The 26,758-nt window shown below is 43.3% G+C and carries 30 protein-coding genes, 1 tRNA gene and 4 pseudogenes; 9 read left to right on the forward strand and 26 right to left on the reverse strand.

Going from position 1 to position 26,758, the window contains the following annotated elements:
- Positions 1–2: 2 nt before the first annotated feature.
- From VL20_RS11805 to VL20_RS11870, 14 genes are all read right to left on the reverse strand, one after another.
- The gene (locus VL20_RS11805) at positions 3–332 is read right to left on the reverse strand and encodes a DUF6883 domain-containing protein (RefSeq protein WP_002789666.1); all 330 of its coding nucleotides are present in this window, start codon (positions 330–332) and stop codon (positions 3–5) included.
- 32 nt (positions 333–364) lie between these two features.
- Positions 365–619 carry a hypothetical protein gene (locus VL20_RS11810; protein WP_052276610.1) on the reverse strand — a complete coding sequence of 85 codons (255 nt, stop codon included), beginning with the start codon at positions 617–619 and terminating at the stop codon, positions 365–367.
- 36 nt (positions 620–655) lie between these two features.
- Positions 656–877: a DUF2283 domain-containing protein gene (locus tag VL20_RS11815; RefSeq protein WP_002769518.1), complete on the reverse strand. Its 222-nt coding sequence runs from the start codon at positions 875–877 to the stop codon at positions 656–658.
- Positions 878–970: 93 nt separating this feature from the next.
- Positions 971–1,183, reverse strand: a complete 213-nt coding sequence (locus tag VL20_RS11820; RefSeq protein ID WP_002789670.1) for a hypothetical protein — start codon at positions 1,181–1,183, stop codon at positions 971–973.
- A complete protein-coding gene (locus VL20_RS11825) occupies positions 1,180–1,656 on the reverse strand; it encodes a type II toxin-antitoxin system VapC family toxin (protein WP_002789671.1) in 477 nt (158 codons plus the stop codon). The genes VL20_RS11820 and VL20_RS11825 overlap by 4 nt, the downstream gene beginning before the upstream one ends.
- A 511-nt stretch (positions 1,657–2,167) precedes the next feature.
- Positions 2,168–2,404 (reverse strand): DUF4926 domain-containing protein, encoded by a 237-nt coding sequence (locus VL20_RS11830; RefSeq protein ID WP_002743276.1) that lies wholly within the window; start codon positions 2,402–2,404, stop codon positions 2,168–2,170.
- 12 nt (positions 2,405–2,416) lie between these two features.
- On the reverse strand, positions 2,417–2,737 hold the full coding sequence (locus VL20_RS11835; protein ID WP_052276611.1) for a DUF6883 domain-containing protein: 321 nt from the start codon (positions 2,735–2,737) through the stop codon (positions 2,417–2,419).
- Between the two features lie 49 nt (positions 2,738–2,786).
- Entirely contained in the window at positions 2,787–2,981 is a 195-nt protein-coding gene (locus VL20_RS11840; RefSeq protein WP_052276612.1) for a hypothetical protein, read from the reverse strand.
- A complete protein-coding gene (locus tag VL20_RS11845; protein ID WP_002743272.1) occupies positions 2,975–3,175 on the reverse strand; it encodes a hypothetical protein in 201 nt (66 codons plus the stop codon). The genes VL20_RS11840 and VL20_RS11845 overlap by 7 nt, the downstream gene beginning before the upstream one ends.
- Before the next feature lie 161 nt (positions 3,176–3,336).
- Complete coding sequence (locus VL20_RS11850) at positions 3,337–3,543, reverse strand: type II toxin-antitoxin system HicB family antitoxin (RefSeq protein ID WP_052276613.1); 207 nt, start codon at positions 3,541–3,543, stop codon at positions 3,337–3,339.
- A complete protein-coding gene (locus VL20_RS11855; protein WP_052276614.1) occupies positions 3,543–3,755 on the reverse strand; it encodes a type II toxin-antitoxin system HicA family toxin in 213 nt (70 codons plus the stop codon). Before VL20_RS11855 ends, VL20_RS11850 begins: the two co-directional genes overlap by 1 nt.
- 34 nt (positions 3,756–3,789) lie before the next feature.
- Positions 3,790–5,268 (reverse strand): GUN4 domain-containing protein, encoded by a 1,479-nt coding sequence (locus VL20_RS11860; RefSeq protein WP_052276615.1) that lies wholly within the window; start codon positions 5,266–5,268, stop codon positions 3,790–3,792.
- A gap of 427 nt (positions 5,269–5,695) precedes the next feature.
- On the reverse strand, positions 5,696–7,807 hold the full coding sequence (gene argZ / locus VL20_RS11865; RefSeq protein ID WP_052276616.1) for a bifunctional arginine dihydrolase/ornithine cyclodeaminase: 2,112 nt from the start codon (positions 7,805–7,807) through the stop codon (positions 5,696–5,698).
- A 173-nt stretch (positions 7,808–7,980) separates the two neighbouring features.
- Complete coding sequence (locus VL20_RS11870) at positions 7,981–9,744, reverse strand: SWIM zinc finger family protein (RefSeq protein WP_052276617.1); 1,764 nt, start codon at positions 9,742–9,744, stop codon at positions 7,981–7,983.
- 115 nt (positions 9,745–9,859) lie between these two features.
- Between VL20_RS11870 and VL20_RS11875 the strand changes: the two genes are divergently transcribed.
- The gene (locus tag VL20_RS11875; protein ID WP_052276618.1) at positions 9,860–10,141 is read left to right on the forward strand and encodes a ParB N-terminal domain-containing protein; all 282 of its coding nucleotides are present in this window, start codon (positions 9,860–9,862) and stop codon (positions 10,139–10,141) included.
- 13 nt (positions 10,142–10,154) lie between these two features.
- Positions 10,155–10,847: a helix-turn-helix domain-containing protein gene (locus tag VL20_RS11880; protein WP_052276619.1), complete on the forward strand. Its 693-nt coding sequence runs from the start codon at positions 10,155–10,157 to the stop codon at positions 10,845–10,847.
- 55 nt (positions 10,848–10,902) lie between these two features.
- On the opposite strand, the gene VL20_RS11885 is transcribed toward VL20_RS11880, so the two are convergent.
- Positions 10,903–11,751, reverse strand: coding sequence for a M28 family metallopeptidase (locus tag VL20_RS11885; protein ID WP_052276620.1), 849 nt, complete (start codon positions 11,749–11,751; stop codon positions 10,903–10,905).
- A 109-nt stretch (positions 11,752–11,860) separates the two neighbouring features.
- On the opposite strand from VL20_RS11885, the gene VL20_RS11890 reads away from it, so the two are divergent.
- The gene (locus tag VL20_RS11890) at positions 11,861–13,243 is read left to right on the forward strand and encodes a flavin monoamine oxidase family protein (protein WP_052276621.1); all 1,383 of its coding nucleotides are present in this window, start codon (positions 11,861–11,863) and stop codon (positions 13,241–13,243) included.
- 79 nt (positions 13,244–13,322) lie between these two features.
- Here the strand turns inward: VL20_RS11890 and VL20_RS11895 are convergent, their stop codons facing one another.
- Positions 13,323–15,848 (reverse strand): mannose-1-phosphate guanyltransferase, encoded by a 2,526-nt coding sequence (locus VL20_RS11895; RefSeq protein WP_052276622.1) that lies wholly within the window; start codon positions 15,846–15,848, stop codon positions 13,323–13,325.
- A 206-nt stretch (positions 15,849–16,054) separates the two neighbouring features.
- Between VL20_RS11895 and VL20_RS11900 the strand changes: the two genes are divergently transcribed.
- Together VL20_RS11900 and VL20_RS11905 are read left to right on the forward strand one after the other, a co-directional pair.
- On the forward strand, positions 16,055–16,246 hold the full coding sequence (locus tag VL20_RS11900) for a hypothetical protein (protein WP_043996070.1): 192 nt from the start codon (positions 16,055–16,057) through the stop codon (positions 16,244–16,246).
- A 376-nt stretch (positions 16,247–16,622) separates the two neighbouring features.
- Positions 16,623–16,696, forward strand: a tRNA-Arg gene (locus tag VL20_RS11905).
- 226 nt (positions 16,697–16,922) lie between these two features.
- Here the strand turns inward: VL20_RS11905 and VL20_RS11910 are convergent.
- Both VL20_RS11910 and VL20_RS11915 read right to left on the reverse strand, forming a co-directional pair.
- Complete coding sequence (locus tag VL20_RS11910) at positions 16,923–17,198, reverse strand: hypothetical protein (protein ID WP_052276623.1); 276 nt, start codon at positions 17,196–17,198, stop codon at positions 16,923–16,925.
- A gap of 228 nt (positions 17,199–17,426) precedes the next feature.
- Positions 17,427–17,974 (reverse strand): annotated as a pseudogene (locus tag VL20_RS11915) (RDD family protein).
- A gap of 208 nt (positions 17,975–18,182) precedes the next feature.
- Here VL20_RS11915 and VL20_RS11920 point away from each other — a divergent pair.
- Positions 18,183–18,542 carry a DUF6464 family protein gene (locus VL20_RS11920; RefSeq protein ID WP_052276624.1) on the forward strand — a complete coding sequence of 120 codons (360 nt, stop codon included), beginning with the start codon at positions 18,183–18,185 and terminating at the stop codon, positions 18,540–18,542.
- 47 nt (positions 18,543–18,589) lie between these two features.
- Entirely contained in the window at positions 18,590–19,747 is a 1,158-nt protein-coding gene (bioF, locus tag VL20_RS11925) for an 8-amino-7-oxononanoate synthase (protein WP_052276625.1), read from the forward strand.
- 32 nt (positions 19,748–19,779) lie between these two features.
- Here the strand turns inward: bioF and VL20_RS31135 are convergent, their stop codons facing one another.
- The 6 genes and pseudogenes from VL20_RS31135 to VL20_RS28325 form a co-directional block, all read right to left on the reverse strand.
- A complete protein-coding gene (locus VL20_RS31135) occupies positions 19,780–20,007 on the reverse strand; it encodes a hypothetical protein (protein ID WP_016516502.1) in 228 nt (75 codons plus the stop codon).
- Positions 20,008–20,010: 3 nt separating this feature from the next.
- Positions 20,011–20,484: a type II toxin-antitoxin system VapC family toxin gene (locus tag VL20_RS11935; protein WP_052276626.1), complete on the reverse strand. Its 474-nt coding sequence runs from the start codon at positions 20,482–20,484 to the stop codon at positions 20,011–20,013.
- A 263-nt stretch (positions 20,485–20,747) separates the two neighbouring features.
- A complete protein-coding gene (locus VL20_RS11940; protein ID WP_002789708.1) occupies positions 20,748–21,155 on the reverse strand; it encodes a PIN domain-containing protein in 408 nt (135 codons plus the stop codon).
- Positions 21,142–21,384 (reverse strand): antitoxin family protein, encoded by a 243-nt coding sequence (locus VL20_RS11945; RefSeq protein ID WP_052278449.1) that lies wholly within the window; start codon positions 21,382–21,384, stop codon positions 21,142–21,144. Before VL20_RS11945 ends, VL20_RS11940 begins: the two co-directional genes overlap by 14 nt.
- Positions 21,385–21,705: 321 nt before the next feature.
- Positions 21,706–21,888 (reverse strand): annotated as a pseudogene (locus VL20_RS28320) (BrnT family toxin); the annotation flags it as partial.
- Between the two features lie 101 nt (positions 21,889–21,989).
- Positions 21,990–22,178, reverse strand: a complete 189-nt coding sequence (locus VL20_RS28325; protein ID WP_072926766.1) for a hypothetical protein — start codon at positions 22,176–22,178, stop codon at positions 21,990–21,992.
- 113 nt (positions 22,179–22,291) lie between these two features.
- Here VL20_RS28325 and VL20_RS11950 point away from each other — a divergent pair.
- Positions 22,292–23,505, forward strand: a pseudogene (locus tag VL20_RS11950) (ISL3 family transposase).
- A 450-nt stretch (positions 23,506–23,955) separates the two neighbouring features.
- Entirely contained in the window at positions 23,956–25,146 is a 1,191-nt protein-coding gene (locus VL20_RS11955; RefSeq protein WP_052276627.1) for a class I SAM-dependent methyltransferase, read from the forward strand.
- 228 nt (positions 25,147–25,374) lie between these two features.
- On the opposite strand, the pseudogene VL20_RS11960 reads toward VL20_RS11955, so the two are convergent.
- Both VL20_RS11960 and VL20_RS11965 read right to left on the reverse strand, forming a co-directional pair.
- Positions 25,375–25,613 (reverse strand): annotated as a pseudogene (locus tag VL20_RS11960) (DUF4327 family protein).
- A gap of 642 nt (positions 25,614–26,255) precedes the next feature.
- Positions 26,256–26,744, reverse strand: coding sequence for a diacylglycerol kinase family protein (locus tag VL20_RS11965; RefSeq protein ID WP_002789713.1), 489 nt, complete (start codon positions 26,742–26,744; stop codon positions 26,256–26,258).
- Positions 26,745–26,758: the final 14 nt, after the last annotated feature.

Here is a 26,758-nt window from a genome sequence, read left to right on the forward strand (position 1 = left end):
AATTATCTATCCTTTCGGGGTTTGAGAGTAACAAACTGAAAACAGTCGTCAATGTATCGCAGTATCCATATTGTAACCACTGCTAAATTAATTCCGTTAACTCCTTCTAGCATTCCTTCAACTCGATAAAAGATACCGTATTCATTTTTACCATCTCTGATCGCATCTTCTACGGTAATTAGCTGAATAATCGCTTTTTGCAAACTGGCCGCATTATCGAGAGTAAATCCTGCTTGTGCTAAAAATTTTGATTTGTCATCTTTGTCTCTGAATACGAGAAGATAACGAGTAAGTTTATCCTCTGGAATAATTGCTTTAGATGGAATTTGCATCACTCAATCTACTTAGTTTTCTAGCCTTTTCTTCAGCACTCATGATTGTCGAGTTTGCTCTCTAGGGATTCTAGATCTGATAACTGCGGTGGATGATTAGCATTCCATGGGAGAGCTTGATCTAATTTTTCTCGAAAAGGCGATCGATTTATCCAGTCTTCGTTTACGGGAGAGCGATCGAGTAAATTTTGATAAAACTCATTCCACAGTTGACCCCATTCTTTTAGATCGATAACAACTGCTGTTTTTTCTCCTGTTTCATCGACAATATACTGAATACATTTCATGATTTAAATTGTTGTGAGATGGATATTAACTAATAACTATATTTTAATCGATTCACGAGAAGATATGGATTTTGCAAGTTCTTGTCTAGCATCTTCCGATAGAGAACAACCAAAATCTAGAATCTCGATTAAAACTAACTGATCGTCCTCGGAATAATGTAATATTGTTTTCCCTTCCTCCTCTGCGTAAGCAATTGGATTATTGTTTAACTCAATTAATAAAGCATCCACATCTGGGCTATAGTGTATCTTGTTCACCAAATTCCTCTAATTGTTATCGCTTTAACTCTTGTGTCGGCAATGAATTGGCAATTAATCAGAATTAATCTAAATTGTTTCGCTCAAGCCAACCTAAGAGGCTGTTGTGTTGGCGTTGAAAGCTTTGCCGTGTTCTTCTCGAATTTTATGAATTTCTTCAGCATACTTGAGAGTAAACCCGTAGGATTCCGCAGCCTTTTCCGCAGCAATGCGAGACTTAACTAAATAGTCATGGATAGACGTGCATTCCTCCGATAATCTTGTTTGAGTTTTATCTTTTTCTTGCAAAATCTCTGAGTGGATCATAAGTTATTCTCCTCTTTGAATAGTTCAAGTGGTGTGACAATTTCAGGTGTTGACAAACCAAGGCGGGCATTGATAACGCGAATATGCTTCCGTTTGTTAGCATTCGCTAGGTGGTTGCAATTCCAAGTAACGAGATATTGAATGTCGAAATAGCTGGCATAGGCAAGATGTAGAGCGTCGCCCACAAGAGACCTTGGCATGACATAGTTGGCAAGATAAAACTCGACAACTTGTTCAAGAGCAGAAGTCGGCGGTAGTAAAGGAATCGTTGAAACCAAATGAATAATTTCAGCTTTACGCGGATAGTTTCCGTTGGTTAGTTCTTGAAGCACGGCATCCGAAATATATAAATCATAATAACTGGACATCTCCGACCACCACTTCCTTGTGATTTCGGTAAAAGTTTTTAGAGCTTCACGCTCATCAAAGTAATAACTCGGAACCGTGGAATCCAAGTACACTTTTTCTTTCATGATAATAACTGATCGACAAGACTAAATTAAAGCCTGAAGCAGCCGTATGGTAGCCCCCTCTATTCTACTATCCTATCTCTGTAACGAAGTTATTGCACTGTCATGCTTGACCTCGATCATTTCTCAGAGCGATCGCACTTGATCGCCTTGAAACTTCTCCATTTTATCCCAAACATTAGCGGTGCTTTACACGCGCGTTAACGCACCCTACAAAATCGGCGATCGCACTCCTCTTATATTGTTACATACAGCAATGAATTGTTATCGCTTTAACTCTTGTGTCGGCAATGAATTGGCAATTAATCAGAAATTAATATAAGCAATTATTGTAGGTTGGGTTGAGCGAAACAATACTGGGTCGAAAATGGCTCAATTTGATTGTTTAAGCGAAACCCAACCACCCCAAAGGTTACTACTGAAATTGACTCACCGAGAGCGTTAAAAACTTCTAAAATTGCTCCCATTTCGCCATTGCTAGGATGGGGGATTAAATCCACTAAGAATAACAGAATTATATAATTTGCAATTCATCCTGTTTAAGATTTTGAATCGATTCAATCTTGGAAACTTCTACAGCGATAACTGTATAGGCTTTTCCCTGATTATTTAACACTTCTAAAACATAGCCATCCTCTTGGCCTTCGGGTCGAGGACAATAATCCACGATAATCGCGTGAGTGCCACGAGACAAATTAGATTCTGGCAAATCTTCGGTTAATTGAACTTCGGAAAACATATCAAATTTCATAGTCTAACTCTTTTAATCTGGTAATAAAGTCACAAATCTTGTTTCTTTCGTAAGTGAGTCGATAATCCAATAGGTAGAGACTCGTAAGTTTATCCCGTTGACCCCTTGTAAAAGTCCTTTAATTTCATAAATATCACCGAACTTTGTTTGTTTATTTAAGGTGGCCTCGTTGAGAAGAATACGTCTTAAATCTTGTTCCAATACCTGCCAGTTGTCTAAATTATATCCCGCTTGTGCCAGAAAGCCTGATTTATCATCTTTGGGTTGTAAAACTAGCAAATACCGGGTTAATTTAGCTGGTGCGATTGTCGCATTGGGATTTAAATAAGGCATTTATATTGTAATTTAGCCAATTTCTTTATAGACTTCTATAAAATAGATTTTACAGCATATGCGGGCAGTATTGCCAGGCTTTTTCTTTGTCTAGGATTTGATCATTTTCAACTTCTTCGATGAGTTTTCCTAGTCCGTAATCCTCTAGGATTTCTTCGATTTTTTCAAATTCAGCAATGGAAATCTGAACGGCAATCGGCTTTTGATCCTTGTCTAATACATAGCTTTTGTTAATTTCTAGCATTTGGTTCTCTCAATAGTATCATTTTCGCTATTTTTTGTCATGTTTTGGGCGGTATTTAACCGAACTAATTTTCTACCACTTTTCCCTTGTCTCTCCCTCCAATCAGCGCAAATCGCTTTTATATCGTAGTTGAAAGACTTGGCGTGTTCTTCTCTAATTTTATGAATTTCTTCGAGTATTTCATCTTCCCACATAGCTCATTCTCCCATTAACTCGTAAGGTGTACAGATTAGCGGTAATTTGTAGCCGAAATCCGCGCATATATTGAGAAGTTTTTTCTGAATTTGAGCATTAGTAATATGTTTACAGTTCCATGTTAACAGATAAAAGTCGCGGACAGGATGCAGGTGATCGGTTACGCTTCGATATACTCGCAATAGGTGGCTGGTTGGGGAATTGGCAGCCCTTCCTCTTGTAATCCATCCAGATGAAATTGAATTGCTTCTTTCATATTTTCTGTGATTTCCTCTAGGGTTTTACCTGTAGTAACACAACCGGGTAAATCAGGAACATAAGCGGAATAGTTATTTTCAGCTTTTTCGATAATAATCGCGTAACGCATTAGTTATTGTCTCCTTCTTCTAGATATTTATTCAATTGAGCTTGTTTGAAAATACTCCGTAAAGTCTTAATCGCTAAATCATCGGACAGCTTACCCGGAATAGTAACTAAACCTGATTTCAGAGAATGTTTGAATTGTCGGTGGCTTCCCCTTGTTCTCGATAAATACCATCCATCTTGTTCTAGTAATCTAATTACATCTCTAACTTTCATGTTATATCTGATTCTTAAAAATTGGCTGTTACCTTTATATGTTACATTCTACAAGTCTCGACGCGAGAGACCTATAAAACAACGCCCCCCCCACGAAATGTCCTCGCCTACGCGTCCCGGTCTCGTCAATATAACCACGAAATGTCCTGTTGTCGGCTATCGTCAATAAAAACGGGAGGTGTCCTAGGGGTGCTTTTAGGTCAAAAGTACAATTCCAGTAGCTGTATATCCAATTATTCACTCGCCAGCCTACCCTATCTCCGAAAGCGTTCCAAACTCTTTCATTATACTCCCGCGTCCCACTGAGTTCGCGGTAAATTTTCGCCTGCACAGAAAAGCCAAATTTTCCGTTACTATATTTCAACCATAATTGGTCAATGGTTCGCAAATCCTCGCAGGGAAAATTATTGATATCCTCTAGCCATCCTTCTTTTGTGCGATTGGCAGCCTGTAGCATTACCTTCATGGTTTCTTCGTCCGCTTCTTTCCATTGCTGCCGTCTTAATAAATCTTCTAAGTTCCGATAATCGATTCCTTTGGCACTTTTAAGCTGAATAGATGGGGGAGTTTGGGGAACGGAAATAACGGGATTAACGGGTTTTTGAATAGTTGTCTGGGGTATAGAGACTGATGTTTTTATCTGCAAAGCTTGCAACACTTCCGAGGCGGATTGATAGCGTTTTTTCGTGCCGAACTCGATTAATTTATCCAGAATATTCCCTGAATCATTACTAACAGGATTATCCACTAACCACTGTCGCCATACCCATTCATGTTCCCCCCCATCGAATAAATCAAAGGGAGATATTCCAGTTAATAAATAAAGGCAAGTTACACCCAAACTATACAAATCACTGGCATTAACTGCCTTACCATTTCCCTGTTCAGGGGCAATATATTCGGCAGAACCGATAATTGTTCCCGTCATGGAACGATTTAAAGGACTGACAAATTTTGCTGCGCCAAAGTCCACTAAAATCAATTTATTATCGCTTTTTCTGCGAATAATATTTTCTGGTTTAATGTCGCGATGAATTACTTGTTTACTATGAATAAATTCTAGAATCGGTAAAATCTCTGACAAAAGATGTTTAATTTTGGCTTCGTTAAATACTCCTTCCTGTTTTAATTCTTGTTCTAGATTTTGTCCTTCGATATATTCCTGGACGAGATATTGTCTCCCATCATTACCGGTAAAATAGGCGTAAAGTTCGGGGATTTGTGGGTATCTTCCCAAACTATCTAAACGAATCGCTTCTTCTTTAAATAATTCTGCTGCTTTTTGTAAAGTTCCTGTTCCCTGCGCTGACGGGAAAAATTGTTTAATCACACAATAGGGTTTTGAGGGTTTATCCTCATCTATCGCTTGAAATGTCTTACCAAAACCCCCTTGACCGATTAATTTTAGCGCTCGATAACGTTCTCTGAGCAGTAATTGAGAACCGCACTTATGACAGAATTTATCCGTGGGGGTGTTTTTGTGCGAACAATCGGGATTGAGACAGAGACTCATGGCCGTTTGACAAGTATAGGAAGATTAAGCCCTATTATACTAAATCCGTTGAGTAACGCACAGAAAACGGGTTTCTCGGAGAAACCCGTTTTCTGCTCATGCACTCATGCAAAAAGGGGAATAAATAATCAGTCTTTAAGTAGCTGGTTATAATTAAATTAAAAATGGATTTTAGGTTCGATCCCCCCTGCCCCCCTTGATAAGGGGGGTGCCGATAGGCGGGGGGATCCCCCCTGCCCCCCTTGATAAGGGGGGTGTCTGACAACTTTTAACGCCTACCTACTTAATAACCAGATTTAGTATTATACAAAAAGAAAGCAAGCTAGGGCGACTCTAGTGGGTAAATTTTCTCTGATAATTGATTGAAAATACCGATAAAAATAGGTGAGTTAGCAAAGCGTAACCCACCCGATATCTATTTGCGGTTTTAAACCGTTTCTACCAAGGGACGGGTTAACTTATCCAACTGTTGGGTTAACAGACTCAGGAATAAACCCACATCGGTGACGATACCGACGGATTCTACGGAACCTCGATCGCTTAATTTTGTCACCACGGCCGGGTTAATATCAACACAGACCATTTTCACCCCCGCCGGTGTCATATTGCCCACACCGATGGAATGGAGCATACTAGAGAGCATGAGAATCATGTCTGCACCTTGAATTAAGCGGGAATATTCTTCCTGTGCTTTAATTAAATCCATCTCCGTATCCGGAAGCGGACCATCATCGCGAATTGAACCGGCCAAACTGAAGGGGACATTATTCTTGACGCATTCATACATTACGCCTTTTGTCAATACCCCGGCCGATACAGCTTTGGCGATGCTGCCGTGGCGACGGATGAGGTTGATAATCTTGAGGTGGTGACGATGGCCACCGCGCACGGGGATGCCTTTCTGCATATCTACCCCTAAGGAAGTACCCATGATCGCCTGTTCCATATCGTGAACTGCGATCGCATTCCCCCCCAGTAAAGCGTGAACGTAACCATCGCGGATTAAACGGGAGAGATGTTGCGCTCCTCCAGTGTGAATGACCACCGGACCTGCCGTTACTACCACTTTACCGCCCTGGTCGCGAATTTGGCGCATTTCCCAGGCAATCTGCTCCACGGTTAACTCGACTCGGCGCTCGCTGGAAACCCCCGCACCCATAAAGGTAAATTCCTGGGTGCTGTTGCGTTGTTCCCTGGATTCCGCCTGTCGGATAGTACGGATGCCCTCAACTCCCACCATAACGCGATCGCCAGCTTTTAAATCCCGCAGCAGAGTACATTTCGCCGTTTTGCCTTCCGGACTTTCAGTGACGACGATGGCTGCATCCATGCGTTGATTTTCCACCCGCACCCATTCACAGTTAACCCGCACTTCCGTGGGATAGATGGTGCTGACATAAAAATCATCGGGAGCGACCCCATCTTGTGCCACCACTGCGGTATTGACATCACAGATTTCTTGAGGACGAGCGGCCGCACCGAGGTCGATCAATTGTACCATGATCTCCTCCATTACCTCGTGAGAGGGTGCAGAAACGCGCACTTCGGCCGAGGAGGTACTTTGGCGCTCAATCCCTAAGGTGAAGTTTAAAACCTTGAAACTGCCGCCATTTCCCACCACAACATCGAGAGCTTTATTCATAATTCCCGCGTCGAGCAGATGACCTTCTAGCTGGAGAATGCGACTTTCAATGGTGACATTTGCGTGATGGTCTGGAATTAATGGTTCGGTGGTACGCAGGGTTAAACATTTAGCGGCTCCCCCTGCTTTTAAGAACTCCGTCAGGGGAGTTTGTACCACTTCAAACCCTTTTGACGCTAACTTATATTGTAAATCGTCACTAATTTTATTCATGACGATTACTTCACCGATATTCACTGCATTACAAGCAAAATTAACCGCATCCGCTTCTTCAACGATAATGCGTTTTTCTTCGGGAATTTTTAACTCAATTAACCGATTAGAATAGGCATCAAAAGCATCAGGATAGTAGAGTAGATAACCGCCACTAAGGGGACAAAAACAGGTATCAAGGTGATAGAAACGTTCATCGATTAAACGTAGGGATAAAACCTCGATATCGAGCCATTTAGCGATTAAAGGGTGAGAATCTAACTCAGTTCTAAAGCCATATCCTGCCCATAACCAACGTCCTTCCCGATCTAATAATGCGTCTCCTGCACCTTCAAAGGGTAAATCTTTGGGCAGTTCGTGAACCGTAAAACCGTTATCTTCAAACCACTGCTTAAAATAGGGTTCTTCTCCCTGTCTTTCTTTGTGTAAAAAGCGACTGAGAACGACTATTTTTTCCAGAACTAAACCTGCATTAGCGGTAAAAACCATGTCGGGCCAGCCTTTTTCTGGTGGGACTAAATCCACGAGCGCCCGATCTTTGAGAATATGATAAAGCTGCTGCCATTGTTGCCTAGCTTTTTCCTGGGAAGATTTGTGAATGTTGCCCTCCATCCAGGGATTAATCACATAATCCACATCGTAATGATCGGGAGAACACATCAAAAAGCGAATAGTTTCAGTCATATTTTTTGACAATGAATATTCAGTATAAGTAGTCTGGAGATAAGTTTAGACCAATCTTCCATTATACTCTACTTTGCCCCAAAATATCACTAGGCCTAAGATTAGGACAATTCCCGCTCTACAAGCTAAAAACAGCCTGATTCTAGCCGATAACTGACGGCTAGAAGCTTAAATTATTGTAAATCCTGATGTTTAAATAACCCCATAAATTTCGATTTGCGTCCGTGTTCCTTAATTAAACTTTCCCGATAAGTTTGCCATTCTTCCCGTCTTCCCGACATATAAAAGGCATTACGAGCTTTTTTCAGCCATTTAATCGCTTCTTCGTAGCGATCAGCCTTTTTTTCGTCGAGTATCTTTTCCGCAGGAGGACGCGCGCGATCGATTACCCAGTTAGGATCGACGGTAGCAGCCGCATCCATTATCCGCCAAATTAGATGAGACTGCACATAGGAATTATCAGAAACGACTTTAATTGCATCTCTAACTAAATTTTCGTGGAGAAATATATCGATTTTAGCCTCTGTGGAACGTCCACCGCTAAACTCGCGCAAGTAATCTAACAAGTCTAATTTTAAATCGGGCCAATCTTCCCCAGCTAAAGACTCAATTTTTTGGTAATGGGAAAAGGAAGGTTGGTCTTGAAATGCCTTAATTCTAGCAGCCAAAGCTGTATCTATATCCCCTAAAGATTGCGCTAGTTCACTTGTCCAGAGAGCTAATTGATAATAATAATTCCCAGGGAAATTTAGACCACCCCTGGCGATTATGAGAGCGGATTCTGGTGCGGATTCATCGCGTAAAGCTTTGGCAAAAAAGAAGGCTTCATCGTTTTTAGTTATCATGTTTTTTGATGCTGCCATCGCTTCCTCAATGCGATCAAGATAGACTAACTTAGTTAGGTATTCTACCACTTGTCCTGAAGCTAAAGCTAGATTCAAATACTCCTGATCTTTTTCCTGTTGCTCGAAAATTTCTAAGCGAATAGAAGTTAATGTTTGGGCATAATCGGGGATATTCCCTGACCACATTTCTGAAAAATTAGCCGATTCTCCCCGTAAAATCTTCTCTAAAACTGGATCGTCCCATCCCTGTTGTAAGGCTGCTAAACTCATCTCAAAATCGGCACTCCATTCATGCTGCCATTGCTCGATTTTTTCCCTTAAATCTTGCTTTTCTTGGGGATTAAATTCCTTGCTTAAAATTGCCGCAGTTAAAACTCGATCGATTCTAGCACTTAAATCATCATTGACCCCATCATAATCTTCTAAATTATCCCATTCCTCGATACAGGCGCTAATAATTGCTTCTAAAATAGCGATCGCGTTATCGGGTTCTCCCTTTTGATAATAATCTTTGGCCTCATCCACCAGGGCATAAATTTCATCAGAAATTGGATCTTCTTCGTAGTAATCTTCTTCGATCGCTCGCAGGGATTGCCGCAGTTCATTACGGACAGTATTACGATAAGCTTTGACATTAATAGTTATCTTCCCTCCCGCTTTATTAACTGGGGTAGCTGGTACTAAAAACTTATCAATTGTCTCGATAATTTCTGGGTGTTTAGCCACTAAATGATTAAGCAATTTTCTTAATTTACTTTCATCAATCGGTGTCAATAACTCCTCTAAAGATGCTTTTTTGATAATTAATTCTGGTTGACGAGAACAGGTTAATAAAACCGCCACAATATGCTTACACCAACCCTCATAATCGTAGGGACAGGAACAGGAGACATTCTCAAGGTTTTCTTGGTTAAAATCTATGGCAACTCGATAGGGTTTAACCTCACTACCACTCACTAAAGCTTGTAGATTTTGCCCCCGTTGCCAAAGAGAAATAACTGCACCGCTATCGTAATAATATTGACCGCGCTGATAGGAAGCATTGGTGCTATTTTGCTGGATAATTTTTTCATTGATAGGAGGAATAGTCATAGTCAGAAAAGGAGAGGATTGGGTGATAAAATCTTGTCTGTGGCAATAAAACTGCCAGTAGCGAGGCAGACCACTGCATCAGCAACCGAGTCAACTTATCTTCAGTTTAGCCTAAATGTGCTATAGTGAAGACACTATGGAAATTAAAAACATTCCTCTGTCCCAAATTCGTCGTCCTTTACCGCGACAAACCGATCCCGAAAAAGTTAATCAGTTGATGCAATCGATCGCTGAGGAGGGATTACGGGAACCGATCGATGTTTTGGAGGTGGATGGTAAATACTACGGTTTTTCCGGTTGCCATCGCTTTGCCGCTCATCAGCGTCTCGGTAAAGAAACAATTCTCTGTCGAGTTCGTCGCGCTCCTAAATCTGTTTTAGCTAAACACATCGCTTAAGCTGAGAAGTCCCATGAATGAGTCCTTATATAAATATCATCGGCAAAAATTAGAGCAGTTAATGGCAAAAATTGGCTGTAAAAACCTAGAAGAATTGAGTCGGTTATCGGGTCTATCTTCTTGGCAATTGCAGAGAGTTCGCCATGGTTTAATCGCCAAATTATCCTCTGAATCTTTGGTGAAATTAGCTAATGGGCTGCAGCTGCCAGTTAGTGATCTTCTCGCTCATTTTCAAATTCCGACGATTGGGACAGAGGATCGTTCAGGGGAATTAAAAATTCTCGAACAAGAGTATCAAAATTTACAGCAAAAATTAGACAAGCAAAAAGAAGAATTAGCCGCAGAATTTCAAAGTCAAAGCATCGAAGCGATCGAATCTTGGTTAGTTCAATGGCCCACGGCCGAGGCCGTTGCCCGCAAAAATCCCGACCTAGCAGCGGTGAAAATCCTCTCCTTAGTTAAACCGATTATGCAGTTACTGGAGCGCTGGGGAGTACAACCAATTCACAGTGTCGGTGATCATGTTAGTTATGATCCGCAGATCCATCAATTGATCGATGGTCAGGCAGAAATTGGTACACCTGTTCTAGTGCGTTATCGGGGCTATCGTCATGGGGAAAAACTACTTTATCGTGCTAAAGTGAGTTTAATTAAAGTAGAAATGCCAGAAATTCAACCAGCAGAAACAGAAAATGTCACCGCTTAAAGTGATAATTCTTGCAGAGCTTTGGTGATGCGAAAAATTCCCTGGTGGTCTGCTTTTATCTTATCGGTAAAGATTGCAATCCAAAACAAAGACCTTGACAGACTCTTGTTAGGAAATTTAAGTCCAAAGTAGCGATTGTATCCTGAGAACTATGATAATAGGGATTACGCATATTAGCAGTATCTGTCACCATAATTGCCGAATAACCGCAATCCCAAAAGGGAGAATGATCGCTGCGTCGAGTATCGGGGACGATATAACCTGCAAAAATTACCGGCAACCATTCGCAGGGAGTCTGATTTTCCCGCAGGACTCGACTGAGAAACTTTAAATCCTCGCGGGTTTTGAGATTGCCAATCAAAGCAATAAAATCCCCAGTGTTGGGGTAAAAATATTCTAGAAAAGCTGGATATTTTTGAGAATGGGGATTTTTATCACAGTAACCGAGCATTTCTAAGGACAACATTAACCTTAAATCCTGCTTAGTTTGTTTTAATTTTTCCGAATATGCAATGCTCCCCAGTAATCCGTATTCTTCTAGATCGAAGGCAATTAAACGAATTGGATAATTAGCCTGATTTTCCCCAAAAAACCTCGCTAATTCTAATAATACCGCTAATCCCGTGGCGTTATCGTCGGCCCCTGGCGACCCCGGCACCGTGTCATAATGAGCGCCAATTAAAATCGGAGGTTTTTGACTGTTGTTAGGCAAATCCAAGATTAAATTTTCGTAAACTTTTCCCTGAAATGGGAAAAAATGTGATTCAACCTTTCCCCAATTGCCTAACTCTTGCCGCAGGTATTCTCGCACATAAAAATGTCCTTGACTAGAGAAAAAAGGGTTTCTCTCTCGGACAATTTGTTCTAGGTGTTGGCTTAAGCGATCGCTAAGAAGATCAAACATTGATGGCAGCAGATAATTTAATCAAAAGAGCCAATGGATAGAGAAACTGAGGGAAAAATCGGGGAGAATAATAATTGTTAATTATAAAATATTCTGTGGGGCTAAAATCATGACAAATCTCCAGTGGACTAGCTATGATTGTATCGTTGTCGGGGCAGGATTAGCAGGATTAATCGCCGCGCGGAATCTCCAGAGGCAAGGTCATCAAGTTCTGGTGATCGAAGCGCGAAATCGTTACGGTGGTAGAATGTCTGGTCAATATCTCCCCTCCGGACAGTGGATCGATCGAGGTGGTCAGTGGGTGGGTCCAACCCAAGAGCGTTTTTTAGCCCTTCTTGATGAGTATAAAATACGTCGTTTTCCCTCTCCCAATCAGGGAAAAACCGTCCTAGTCTTTAACAACAAACGCTATGAATTCAATGGTTTTTTTCAAGGTTTCCACGAGGGAGAAGTACCCGATATCGGCGCGGCAGAATGGCAAGATGCGATGTCAGCATGGGCGCGTTTTCAAGAACTAGCCAAAACTCTACCTTCAGGTTATCCCCAAAGCAACGATCACACCAAAAAACTAGACAGTAAAACTTTTGCCCAGTGGATTGAAGAAAACACCAGCACAGATTTTGGTCAATGGTATTTTGCTTATATGGCCCGTGCAGTGGGTTTTCTCGGGCCGGCCGAACCCCAGCAAGTCTCACTGCTGCACGTTCTTTGGGGACAAAATTGCGCCCCTCAGGCCGAACATCCAGAAGCCGAACTGATCCATGGCGGAGCCGGACAAATTCCCGACAAGATCGCGGCGGAATTAGGAGAGCGAATTCGACTGGGGGAACCGGTTGTTCGCCTTAATTATGACTCGGCCAGTGTGACCGTAGAAACCAGCCAGAACACTTTTACTGCCAAATTTGCCATCATTGCCATGCCGCCCCATCTCGCCGGCCGCATTATTTATCATCCCCCGCTGCCACCCCAGCGACAACAACTAACCCAACGAGTACCGATGGGATGCTGCGCTAAAGTCCTGATTTCCTATGAGCAACCCTTCTGGCGAAAACAGGGACTAGCGGGACTTGCCCAAGGGAATTGTCAATGGTTGGAACTCTGTGCTGATAGTTCCGATCCCGAAACCGGCGTCGGGGTAATGGCCACCTTTGTGGTTGGCGATCGCTATAACCGTTGGCGCTCCATGAGTAGTCCGGCGCGCCGTGCCGCCGTCCTCTCGGATTTAGCTATTTATTTCGGTCAAGAGGCTCTTTTCCCGATCAGTTACGATGAGGTGGATTGGCCCGGGGATACCTGGACTGGTGGCGCATATTCCGCCTTTATGCCCCCCGGAGTCTGGACAAGTTTCGGCGAGGCTCTTTTTACTCCCGTCGGACCGATTCACTGGGCCGGCACAGAAATGGCCGATCGCTGGCCGGGATTTTTTGAGGGAGCGATCCGCACCGGTGAGGCGGCAGCCGATCAAATCGCCTTGCTTTTGCGGGAAAAATGAGCATTTACAGGGCTAGGACACTTTTTAGGTCAAAAAAGTCATCATAGTCAAGTTTCGTGGCTAATAGGGCAGAAAAATCCTAAATCATCACTATTTCGCCCTGGTAATGTTCGACGAAATACTGCACACGATGACGATATTCTTTAATTGTCCGATCGACCCATTCCCGCTGCTCACTGTTAGCGTAGATATGCACTAAAGGTTCTCCGGCATCGGGTAAAATCAATACCCAGTCATCATTAAGGGGATTAATCACCTTGACTCCATCGACCAACTCTAGATTATCGGTAGCGTGAGTTTCCACCAGATAGCGCATCAAAGATCCCTTGACTTTCCAAGGACAACGCACCGCCGTATTCTTATTGTAAATGCGCGGTAACTCGGCCCGCACCTGAGCTAGAGAACGTTCCTGAATGGTTAACATCTCCAAAAGTTTCGCCACGCTGAACATGGCATCGAAACCGGGATGTAATTGCGGAAAAATAAAGCCAGTTTGCCCAGAGCCTCCTAAAACCACATTAGGATTAGTTTGACATCCTTCCATTAAAGCGCTAGGACTGGCTTTTGTCCGCACCACCCGGCCATCGTGACGACGTGCGATCTGTTCCACGGCACTAGAAGCATGAACTGGCACTACCACTGTACCGCGCGGATGGGCGGTCAGAATTGTATTCACCATTAAAGCAGTTAATTGTTCCCCGCGAATCGATAAACCACTCTCATCGACGAGGACTAATTGTTCCCCGTTGGCCGAAACTTGTACGCCTAAGTTCGCTTTCAGGGCCTCCACCACATGGCCCAATTGATGGATCAGTAACTCTCTTTCCTGCATGGAAAGGGCATTCTGACGTAAACTGGCATTGAGAACCACGGCATCACAGCCAAATTTAGCCAGTAATTCCGGTAAAATTGCCCCTGAGACTCCGTAGGCGTAATCAATGACGATTTTGGAACCACTATTGCGAATGGCCTCCACATTTAGCTGAGTTTCAAAGGTTTTGCGGTAATTATCGAGAATATCAGCTGGATAGGACATACTGCCGATTTCCTGCATTCCCACCCGTCGCAGATCTTCTTTGAAATAAGCGCCTTCGATTTTCTTTTCCTTGGCTTTGGAAACATTAATTCCTTTTTCGTCTAAAAACTCGATTAAGAGAAAATCCGGGCGATCGGGATGGATACGGACGTGAATGCCACCGACTACGTTTAATTTAGCCACTAAAGTCCGGGAAATCGGTAAAGCATTCGCTTGTAGGTTTTGGATATTCACCCCCACGGACATTAAACCGGCAATCAGCGATCGACTGACCATGCGCGAGACACTACGTTGATCCCGGGAGACGATTACCGTTGACCCCGGTTTCAGGATGGAACCGTAGGCTGCCCCCAGTTTAACGGCGAATTCGGGCGTGATATCGATGTTAGCCAGGCCCGATACTCCTCGTTGACCAAAGAGGTTTTTATGGGCAGTATTTCCCCAAATCAGGTTAATATTGAGGATGGCTCCCGATTCGATCTGTTTACTCGGCCAGACTCTCACCCCGGAATTGATCTGCGCTTCTTCCCCAACGATCGATAATTGTCCGATCACCGCACCTTCGTGTACCTGGGCCCGTCGATCGATTCTGGTTCCCCTAGCGATCGTACAAGCGGCTAAATTGACCTCATCCCCGATCACCACACCATTCCAGAGGATGGGACGTTTCAGATCGGAACCGGCACCGATGGTGACATTATCGCCGATAACCGAACCCCTCTCGATCAGAACATTTGCACCAATGCGGCAATGATTGCCGATCATGGCCGGGGCCTCAATGTGGGCGCTAGGATCGATATAAGTATTAGTACCGACCCACACCCCGGGGGATTTTTCTCGATAGGGAAATTCTAGGTTAACTTTGCCAGATAAAGCGTCGTATTGCGCTTCTCGGTAGGCCTCCAGATGACCGACATCGCACCAATAACCATCGGCCACATAACCATACATAGGTTCGCCCCTTTGCAGCAGCAGCGGAAACAAATCTTTAGAAAAGTCGGCTTCTTCTTTGTAGGGGAGATAATCGAGGACTTCTGGTTCAAGAATATAGGTTCCGGTGTTGACGGTATCGGAAAAAATCTCGCTAGTGGATGGTTTTTCGATAAAACGGCGAATTCTGCCTTCTTTGTCGGTAATCACTACCCCAAATTCGATCGGATTGGGAACGCGCGTCAGGACGAGGGTTGCTTTCGAGTTTTTGCTTTTATGGAATGCGATCGCTTTTTGCAGGTCAAAATCAGTGATACTATCGCCACTAATCACCAGAAAGGTATCATCTAACCATTCGGCAATATTTTTCACACATCCTGCGGTGCCTAGGGGTTGATCCTCCTCCACAGCGTAGGTGATTTTTACCCCAAAGTCGCTGCCGTCTTGAAAGTAGTCGCGCATGACATCGGGAAGATAGTGCAGGGTGGTGATAATTTCGGTAATGTCATGTTTTCGTAGTAAATTAATAATATGTTCGGCGATCGGACGGTTGAGAATCGGAACCATCGGTTTGGGAAGATCACAAGTAAGCGGACGTAATCTTGTCCCCGAACCACCTGCCATTAGTACCGCTCGCATAACTTCCTCCCAAGGCTATCTTTTCGCCGTTTTTAAATATTTTTTTCAAATTCTGGCTTTAGTTTTCCTATCTCGATCGAGCTAGTTCCTAACCGGCATTCTAACACCGTCTCCCGGATTCAGGACAATATTTTCTTTTCCCAAGTCGGCAAAACCCAAGCTTAAAATGGGAGATGTGAATTGTCTAAATTCAAGGATGAGATGGCATGAGACTCGTTATTTTTATCTTAATAATTTTTTATGGTGTCGGTGGTTGGAAATTCTGGAATGGGTACAGAAGCACTAATTTTAGTTCCAGTTTACCCAATCGTTTAGCTCTAACACTGTTCTGGCCGCTTCTGTTGGCTGTTAATCCCGCCTACCGCAAGAATTTTAAAAAAGCCCTCAAGGGCAAATAAAATTAACATACTGCCAAGATTGCGGCCATAAAACAGAAAGTAGCTGGGTATCGAGGTGTTTTTTCGCCGATTAGTCGAGATTACCCCCCCAAAAAAACCCTCAATAGGGTTTGCGGCAAAAAGTTTTTCCTGGGGGTAGGGTGTGGGGTGTGGGGTGTGGGGTTTTACCGATTTTCAGGTGGTCAATTACCTAATTTTCAGGGAAAAAGTCCCGGAATTTTCCCCCCAATCACTCCAATGGTCGGCACTTTTTGAGGGAAAAAAAGTCTAAAAACCTTATCCAACAAGGTTTTTAGATTTATTCAGCAAGCCCTAAATAATCCATGGCAATCAACAGTTTAGCCGTGGATGTCTTATCATGGTTAGGGAAAAAATTGGGGTCGTAGCTCAGTTGGATAGAGCGAGTGCCTCCTAAGCACTAGGCCGCCGGTTCGATCCCGGCCGATCCCGCCTTTTTCAGTGATCAGTGAACAGTAAACAGTGAAAAGATGCTGGGAAACTGCTATTTATAGCGCTTTTCACGTTACTGAGGTATCGACAAGTTTTGCCAACAAAGGGCTTAAGCCCCTTGCCCATGCCTCATTCTGATAAAAACTGCTATAGCATCAACCCCATTATCGAAATATTTACGGGCTTAATTAAGCCCGTAGGCACGGCTACGGGCAACTTCTAGAGGTTAGGCTTGATCTCTTCTGTTCTCGTTAATCTGTCGGATGATTTCAATCATTTGAGCGTGTCGATTATCCATTCTCTCTAGATGCCGGTAAAAATCGGCTTGAGTCTCATAAAAATCTGATTGTGCGCTTGCTATTCGAGCTAGGTAATCGTAAAGCCCTTTTTTCTCTTGTTTCCGTTCTTCGCGGTCACTAGCGACGGCATCAGCTAGGGCTTGAATCGCGCGAGCGTTCGATTCCACTATTCTCTCGATCCGCTCTAATCTGTCTTCTGACATTTTGGTAAACTCCTAATAGACTAATTTCTTGTCCCCCACCGATGCCCGTCGGATGGGGGAATAATACTAAATCCGTTGAGTATAGGCTATATATCAGGACAGCCGAACGGCAAAAGGCAAAAGGGGGAATAAATAACCAGTTTTTAATAACCGGATTTAGTATCACTCAAAACTTAAAACTCAAAACTTAAAACTGATCACTGATAACTGATAACTGATAACTGATATTTATCTTCTCATTCTGCCCTTAACTTGATACCAAAGCCTTCTTAAACGTAGATCGAGAGAAAAACCCCGACGGGTGGGAATAACAATCGTGCCACCGATGCGATCATGGAAAGCTCGGTTAAATTGCTCATCACCGATCGCCATACCACAATCGGCGAAAAGGGGCGAAGATAATAAAATCAAACTTAAAGGATTGCCAAAAAAAGTATTTAACCCTACCATCATTAAAGCTGCCCCCCACCAGCGATCGCCTCTCTTTTGCTTAACTCCAAAATTCCGGGTAAACGCTGAAGTCGCAGATCGATGATCTTCATATCCAAGGCCCAACGTCCTAAACTCTGACCCTGATTCTGCGCTACTAATAACACCCGCAAACACCACCAGATCAGGAGAAAAAGGAAGAATTGCAGTACAGGCGCACTATTAGCAAAGGAGCTTAAAAACCAGATCGAGGCAAAGTCGATCAGGAAAGCATAAGCCCGACGATCTAAGGGAATTTTCGGAAATTTTTGCGGTAGATTATCTTCAGGCGGGATGGGGTAAACCATAAAGTCAATTCTCGGAAAAATCCTGCGGTTTATCTTCTACTCTAATCGGGAAATTGGCAATTCTAGAGTGAGTGGAACGAACCACAGAGACACAAAGGACACAAAGATTGATCGCTATTATATAAGTTAAACTTATCACACAAAGAATAAGAGAGCCAGAGATCTAAGCTACCATTGAGCAAAGGTAGCCCAGAATACAGGGATAATCATGGAGCAAGATTCATTAACAACGGAGGTTATTCTAACCCATCCGCGGCAAAGTTTGGGAGAGATACAGTTGGATTGGATGCCACAACCGGGTAATTATTTGGCCTTAAAAGGACAAACCTATGCGGTTTTGGAACGTCACCACCAGTACCAATACAAGATTGGTGGCTATTGTTTACGCAAAATTTCCCTTTATGTACAAACTGCTCCCACTCCTAACGAAAAAAGTTTGATTGAAGGACGTTGGGTGATGGGGGATGCTAGTTGTCATTTTAACGCCAGATCTGAACTGTTGCGCTGTGCGATTAACCCCTCCGGTCCCTGTCAAGATTGTCGTTTTTACGAAACTATTAACCCTTAAAAGAGCCTTTTTCGGCAATAATCTGGCTATATATTGACAAATCACCCATGAATCATCCTTACTCTTGGATCGAGGATAGCTTAAAAACCCTCCATCGGGCCAATTGGTATCGAAGGGTTAAAACCATTCAAGGCCGGGGCGGAGCCGTTATAGAATTAGAGGGTCGATCGCTGATTAATTTTGGCAGTAATGATTATCTGGGATTAGCAGCCGATGAAAGAATGATCGCAGCAGCCATAGCAGCGACACAAAGCTATGGAACTGGAAGCACCGGCTCGCGTCTATTAAGTGGACACCGAGATATTCATCGAGATTTAGAATTAGCGATCGCATCCTTTAAAAATAGCGAAGACGCGATTGTTTTTAGTTCGGGATATTTAGCCAATTTGGGGACAATTACCTGTTTAGTGGCGCAGAAAGACCTGATTTTAGGCGATCAATACAATCACTCTAGCCTCAAAAATGGAGCCAAGTTAAGCGGTGCCACGGTGAAAGAATACCGGCACAATAGTCTCGAAGACTTAGAAAATCAGTTATTAGCCCACCGTCATCACTATCGTCATTGTTTACTGCTCACTGATACAGTGTTTAGTATGGATGGGGATATCTGTCCCCTAGCGGGAATTCTCGCTCTAGCCGAGATTTATAATTGTATGGTTTTGGTGGATGAGGCCCACGCTACCGGAGTTATGGGGGAAAATGGCACAGGTTGCGTGGAATATTGTGGTTGTCAAGGACGGGAATTAATTCAGATGGGAACCCTGAGTAAAGCTTTAGGCAGTTTAGGGGGATATGTGACCGGAAACGCCAAAATTATCGATTTTATCCGCAATCGCGCCGCCACCTGGATTTATACTACCGGTTTATCCCCCGCCGACACCGCCGCCGCTAAAATGGCTTTAGAGATTATTCGTCTGGAACCGGAACGTCGCCAAAACTTACACCAAAATATTAATTTTGTCAAGAGTAAATTAAATAATTTTAATATATTGCCTTCGGAAGCGGCGATTTTATGTTTACCGGTGGCCAATCCGGGTAAAGCCCTAGAATTATCGCAAAAACTGCTAGAAAAAGGGATTTTTGCCCCCGCCATTCGTCCTCCTACCGTTCCCACCAGTCGTCTGCGATTTACTGCTATGGCCACCCATAGCCTCGCCCATCTAGAGATTCTTGTCCAGTCTATTGGCGAATCTTTCCCCACATAGGGAAAAAGTTTTTCGTGGGAAGTGGGGAACAACTAAGTTGAGCGGCGGTTAGCATCCTTGATCCCATCATCAAGCTCTCTAGCCTGGCCGCTCCAACGACTTGTTAGACTGGGCTTTCGCAATAAGTTTACGACTTCTCTGCCGCTTGCTGCTTCCTTTTTGCGTAGGTCTGCAAAGATTGCATCCAAGTCATAGTTGAAGGACTTGGCATACTCTTCACGGATTCGGTGGATCTCCTCGACAATTTCATCTGTCCACATGACTTAATCTCCCATTAGTTCGTTGGGTGTGCAAAGGATAGGCAATACATAGCCACAACCAAGGGTAATCTCAGCTAACTTACCCTGTATTTGAGCATTAGCAATATGCTTACAGTTCCACGTTAACAGATAATCCATGCCGTGGACAGTTGCGGCGGCAATGTGGATCGCGTCAACTTTCGCTTTTGGAGGCAGATTACTGCGGGTTAAGAATTGTTTAGCCAAATCTTGTGCAGCGTCATTCAATGCTAACAAGGGAAAATCACGCAAAATATCCAGCCTTTGGGAGGCGATCGCTGTATCCCCTTTAGCTACTTCCTCTAGGACAGCCTCCGAAGTGTACAGAATAAAGTCGTTTCGACGAAATTCCCACCATTCCCGTGTTATTTCAATATTGGCAGCAATAATCAGGTTTTTGGTCGATCTGGCTGTCAGATAACCAATAACACTGGTTTCAATATAGACGGTTTCGCTCACGGCAATCTAGAAAATCTATCCCACGTCTATCCTACTGCATTTAATCTTGGTTTTGAGGGAGTTGGGTAACAGCCGTCAACCCAAGCTACAAGAGCAGCGATCTGCTACGCAGTGCCTTCGGCATCGCACTCAGTCCACCAGAGCGGCATCGCACTTAAACCCACAGCTTCAATCAATGTGCATGGTGCGTTCCCCAAAAATCGATCGGTGGAGCAGTAGAGTCACATTAGGGAACGCACCCTACGAATTATGCTGCGGCAGGTTTAGGGACTCTTGAAAGGATTGACAATTTTCAGCCCATCAATGTCTGAATACCCAAAGTCTTCTGTATAGAGAGTTTCGACGTTTGCTTCCCAACAAGCAGCAACCACCATCGAATCCCAATGAGACAAACTAAAACGGCTCATCAAGTCCTCAGCGCGATTAATCACAGCCCAAGTTGGCAAAGCTGTGTACCAAACCTGTTGCAAATCTCGAATGTACTGATAGGCTTGCGCTCTGTCATACCCAAATGGCTCAAGTTTGCGGCTTGCCGCTAAATATTCGCAGGCAACCTGCCAAATTAAAACTCCCTCTGTCAGATTAGCTACTAGAGAAGCTGCGATTGCCTGCTTACTAGGATTACGCGAATCATTGACGTAAATTAAAACATTTGTGTCAACGGCGTTCATGCAACATATCTCTAGTAAACTGGGGAGCATTAGAGGGAATGGGGTTTTGTTGCATTCGCTCAACAAGCAGCCTTAAAAAATTCTGCCTAGCCGCAATATCGGTAATCTTTGGGGGAATAATTTGAGGTGATTTTACAAAAAGCTCCACCTCAGTGCCGTCAGGTAAATCGTAAGCTGTTTGAAGGATGAACGTACCACTATGATAAATTGCTTTCAAGGCTTGGGGCATGGGGAAATCTCTATCATAAGAGGGTGATTTAGTTAGCTGCTTACAGTCTAGCCTACACGAAGCAAATCCCGTGACGAACAATAGTCTGATAGCTTCATGTCCATATATTGCCATGCCTGACTATATCTGACTATATTTCTATTGAAACTTTACAATACATCGCTATCAATGGGGAGTATAACTTGAGCCTTGGCTTTTGTAGCAGGTAAACCCCGCCGCACTACCGCCTGAGCAAACATTTCTGGCGTAATCTCTGGACAATCTGATCAATCAATATCTTCATCGCTCATCGCATCCAATCGTTGCCAATCAGTTTGAGGGTTACTCGAAGTAGGTTCGTTGTTCATATTTCGTCGCTTTTCTTGCAGAAATAATACGGGTGCAATCCTCACGTTCTGTATGGACAACGGCAATCACTCGCCCTTGCAACAAACCGAATGTGACAAAACGCTGCTCTCCATAACCGTAACGATCGTCCTCAACCGTTACAATATCGCCATCAAACCCACATTCCGCACCCTAAGTGTCACAACGTCTCAAAAGAGGAAGATGCCTGAGTCAAAATACTTATCTAGAGGAGTGAGTTGGCGGCAAGCTGCCACCAACTAAGCCGAAAATTTCAGGGTTCCCCCGGTAATTCTCAATAAACAGTGCTTGTTGAGAATGACCAGGCAATCAGACTTAACATCTAGGGGGAGATGTTCCAGTTGCTCGCTTTGTTTTGTCGGCTCTTCGGTAATTGTTATGCAAATAATTAACTTAAAATAAAATTCGATGAGAGCAACTACGCTCAAAAGTAGCTGAAATTCATACAGGGAAAAACTTAAGGTACAAACAGGTTAATGCCAAAAGATAGACAATTGAGTTAAGATTTGATATAATAGCCAAAAACGAGATTATTTTACTTATGATACTTGACAAATTTTTGAACTTAAAAGGAACGTCTATTCAAGGCTATCTACACCTAGAAAATATCGGGATAGTTTGCCGAATCGAATCGAAAAATCAAAAAGCCATCTGTCCTCGTTGTGGGTTAGAGAGCGATAAACTACACCAAAATCATCGACATTTAGTCAAAGATTTACCAATCTCAGGTCAACCAGTGTACCTACAAGTTAATCGTCGTCAATTTAAGTGTGGTAATTGTCAGAAACCCTTTAGCGAAGAGTTAGATTTTGTCGCCAAGAAACGAACCTATACGAAAAGACTAGCCGAGAATATAATCGAACAATTAAAATCAGGAGATATTTTAAATGTTAGCCGAAGAAATGACGTAACGGAAGAAGAGATTCAAAGAATGATAGAGGACATAGCTGAAGAAATTACAGAGACAGACCTATCGAAATTAAAAAGACTAGGAATTGACGAAATCGCTCTAGTCAAAGGACAAAAAAATTACTGTGCGGTTTTAGTAAATTTAGATACGGGAAAACTAATAGCTATTCTAGAGAAGCGAACACAAGAAGAATTGAGGGAAACGCTTACAGGGTGGGGAAAAGAGGTGTTAGAGCAAATTGAAGAAGTCAGCATAGACCTTTGGTTGCCCTATAAAAATTTAGTGAAAGAATTGATGCCATCGGCCGAGGTAGTCGCCGATAGATTCCATGTAATGAACAAATTAATCAAGAGTTAGACGAACAGAGAAAAGCAGAAAAAAGAGCGGTAGAAGCGCAGAAAAATAAAAAACAGAAAGCGGAAAAAGAAGCGAAGCTAGAAGTTTTAAAGCGAAGTAAATATAGTCTGTTAAAAAATGAAGAAGATTTAACGGAAACTCAAAAAATCAAACTAGAAGCTATCAAAGAAAAATTCCAAAATTTGAAAAAGATGCAGGAATTAAAGGAAGAATTTAGAAAGATTTATGAAACCTCAGAGAATCCGACAGAAGGACTGCTATCTATCTCAGAATGGTTGGCAAAATCCTCCAGTGTTTTTACCAAGAGTTGTCAAACAATCCGAAACTGGTTTGGAGAAATCATTAGTTATTTCGAGCGAAGGACAACGAATGGGGTGGTCGAGGGAATCAACAATAAACTTAAACTAATAAAACGGAGAGCCTATGGCTTGAGAAACTTTCGTAATTTTTGGGTTAGAAGTATGTTGTCTTGGCATCTTGTCTGTTGATTTAGCATAAAGGGTAACGAAGAGCCAAAATTCTTAAATAGACCATTTAATTGATTAATGCTCATTCTTAATTCTCCTGACGACCGGCTACTGGCTCGGAGACTCCTAACCCTAACAACAATTTTTGATTTTTACAAGAGGTCTATTTAGGGTTTGCTGAATAAATCTAACAACCTTGTTGGATAAGGTTTTTAGACTTTTTTTCCCTCAAAAAGTGCCGACCATTGGAGTGATTGGGGGGAAATTCCGGGACTTTTTCCCTGAAAATTAGGTAATTGACCACCTGAAAATCGGTAAAACCCCACACCCCACACCCTACCCCCAGGAAAAACTTTTTGCCGCAAACCCTATTTACCCTCGACCAACTCAAAAAAACCCCGGCCGACTTTCCCGATCGCTGCCCTCTGTGAGACAATCGATCGAGTGTTATCCTAAACTCCGCCAATTTTCATGTCCGACGACGCTACTATTCGCACTGCTGTACAACGTCTCTACAATACCTATCCTTTCCCTCCCGAACCGCTCCTAGACGAACCTCCTCCGGGTTACAATTGGCGCTGGAATTGGATTGCTGCCTATAACTTTTGTTGTCATCGTAAACCCGAACGAGAGGATATCCGGATTCTCGATGCGGGTTGTGGTACCGGTGCGGGAACCGAATATCTGCTCGCGCTCAACCCTTTTGCTCATGTAGTCGCTATAGATATCAGTGAAAAAGCTCTAGAAATTGCCAAAGAACGCTGTAATCGTTCGGGAGTCGCACTAAAACACCGAGGTTCTCTGGCTTTTCACCATTTAACCCTTGAATCCGCCACTAATCTCCCCGGAGAATTTGATTTAATTAACTGCGTCGGGGTGCTGCACCATCTCCCGGACCCGATTAAAGGGATTCAATCCCTCGCGCAAAAGCTGGCCCCCGGTGGTCTGCTGCACATTTTCGTCTATGCACAATTGGGCCGCTGGGAAATCCAGTTAATGCAATCTGCGATCGCACTTTTACAGGGAGACCGGCGCGGGGATTATAAAGATGGGGTCGCTGTCGGCCGAGAGATTTTTGCTTCACTACCGGAAAATAATCGCATTTTGAAACGGGAAAAAGAGCGTTGGTCAATGGAAAATCATCGCGATGAATCCTTCGCTGATATGTACGTTCACCCCCGGGAAGTGGACTATAATATCGATACCCTCTTTCAACTGATTGATGCGTCAGGATTAGCCTTTATTGGCTTTTCTAACCCTTCCTACTGGCAATTAGAGCGTTTATTGGGTAAATCCCCCGAATTGATGGCTAGAGCGCAAAATTTAGGGGAAAGGGAACGTTATCGCTTGACGGAATTATTAGACCCAGAAATCACCCACTATGAATTTTTCCTCGCTAAACCACCGATTTTGACTGCTGATTGGTCAGAGGATCAAGTCCTAGAGAATGCAGTGGCCGAAGTTCATCCCTGTCTTTACGGTTGGCCTAGTGCAAGTGTTCTAGATTACGATTATCGGCCGGTTAATCTCTCGGAGAGAGAATTTGCTTTTCTACAAGCTTGTGATGGTCGTTTAAGCGTGGGAGCAATCGATGCTCAAGTTGGTTTAGGATTAACTGGTGTGCGTTCTTTACAACAGCGCCAACTACTGATTTTAAGTTAGGGAAAACTTGGGGATGTTAGAGATAGCGTCCCTTGGCAATGGGTAACTTGTGAACTAACTTGGCTAAATCTTGCCAAAAATTCTTTTTTATTAACAATTATCCCCTTCCTGTCCCCATAGTTTCAGCCCCAGAATTAACCGGGGCTGAATTATAATAGTTATATAGAGTGGACAAGGCTGATAAATTTCTGATTGGTCCGATTTTTACCCAGATCGGCAAACGGGAGTTTAGTCATTATCCCAAGATTCCGAGGCGATTAAGTCACCAATTTGATCTCTGAGAAGGTAGTCACACCGTTCTAGTTCACATTCAACACAAACCCACTCCCGGGGGGAATGAACTGACAGAGGGTGTAGATCGGTTGGTGTCTGCTCACTACCCCCTGTTCTACCATCTGACGGACTTCGTCCTTAATCATCCTGATAGAGTAAGCGGTGGGAGCGGTGGAGAAAGTTATGGCACTCATGGGAGATTTCCTGCAAGATCTACAAAAGAAGTCTTATCAATAACTATAGTCTAACCTATAGGGGGACAAAAGAGATTTTTTGCTGTATCGAGGATGACAATTTTTTATATATAGCTAAACCCTCTCCCCTCACCAGTTTAGGCTTAGGTTAAGAAAAGTTAAATTTATCGGCTAAAAGCTGTCGAGTACCCTTATACCGAATCAGTGATCAGTTAAGCTGTTGACTATCTAGAGTTTGCTGAATAAATGTGAAATGTAGGCAAGGTAAGGGTTTTGTGGCTTTTCTTGCGAAACAGGTGCAAGATTTTGAAAGAATCGTGGTTCAAAACCTTGCATCTTCATCGGCCCGTGTCCTGTAGGGGCGAAGCATTCGGGCAATAACCTATCGGTGAAACCGGAGATTTTCTATCCGAATGCTTCGCCCGTACTTTTTGCCGCAAACCCTATCTAAATTACTGGTTAAGACTGCACCGCAGTGCCAGAGTTGGCAGCAGGGAAAGAAAGTTCGATCATTTGTACTTAATTTTCCCCTACGCGTTTTAAAATCAGTACAGATGATCAGTGATCAGATTTGAGTTTTCAGTTTACCGTTTACTGGACGGCTACGCCGTGCCTTTGGCAACACTGAAAAAAGTTTCCCGCTTAAGCTAATAAATGGGGAATAAAAATAAAAGCCGCTACGAGTAAAGCGGCGATCGAGGCGATTAAAACGGCACCAGCGGCACAATCTTTCGCTATTTTGGCTAAATCATGGTAGGATTGCCCCACCGTCAGATCTACCACTGATTCTAGGGCAGTGTTAATTAATTCTAAGACCATCACCAGAGCGCAGGTAAGGGTGACAATCGCCATTTCCATGGCATCAACCCGCAAAAATAAGCCCCAACTAACCGCTACTAGGGTAATCAGGGTGTGAATGCGAAAATTTCTTTGACTAACAAAAGCATAACGGACTCCGGCCCAAGCGTAGCGAAAACTGACTAACAGATTCGAGGCGACTTGCCAAGCGTATTCTCTTTGACTGGGATTGTTGCCCTCACTCACCTGTCCCGATCGAGGGATAAAATTATTGTTGAGATAGGGATTAGGTATGCTGGCAGATTGGTTGGCTTGATGATAATTTGTCTTCATATTCCTCAATAATG

It is taken from the genome of Microcystis panniformis FACHB-1757, from assembly GCF_001264245.1.
In the GTDB taxonomy this organism is placed as follows: domain Bacteria; phylum Cyanobacteriota; class Cyanobacteriia; order Cyanobacteriales; family Microcystaceae; genus Microcystis; species Microcystis panniformis.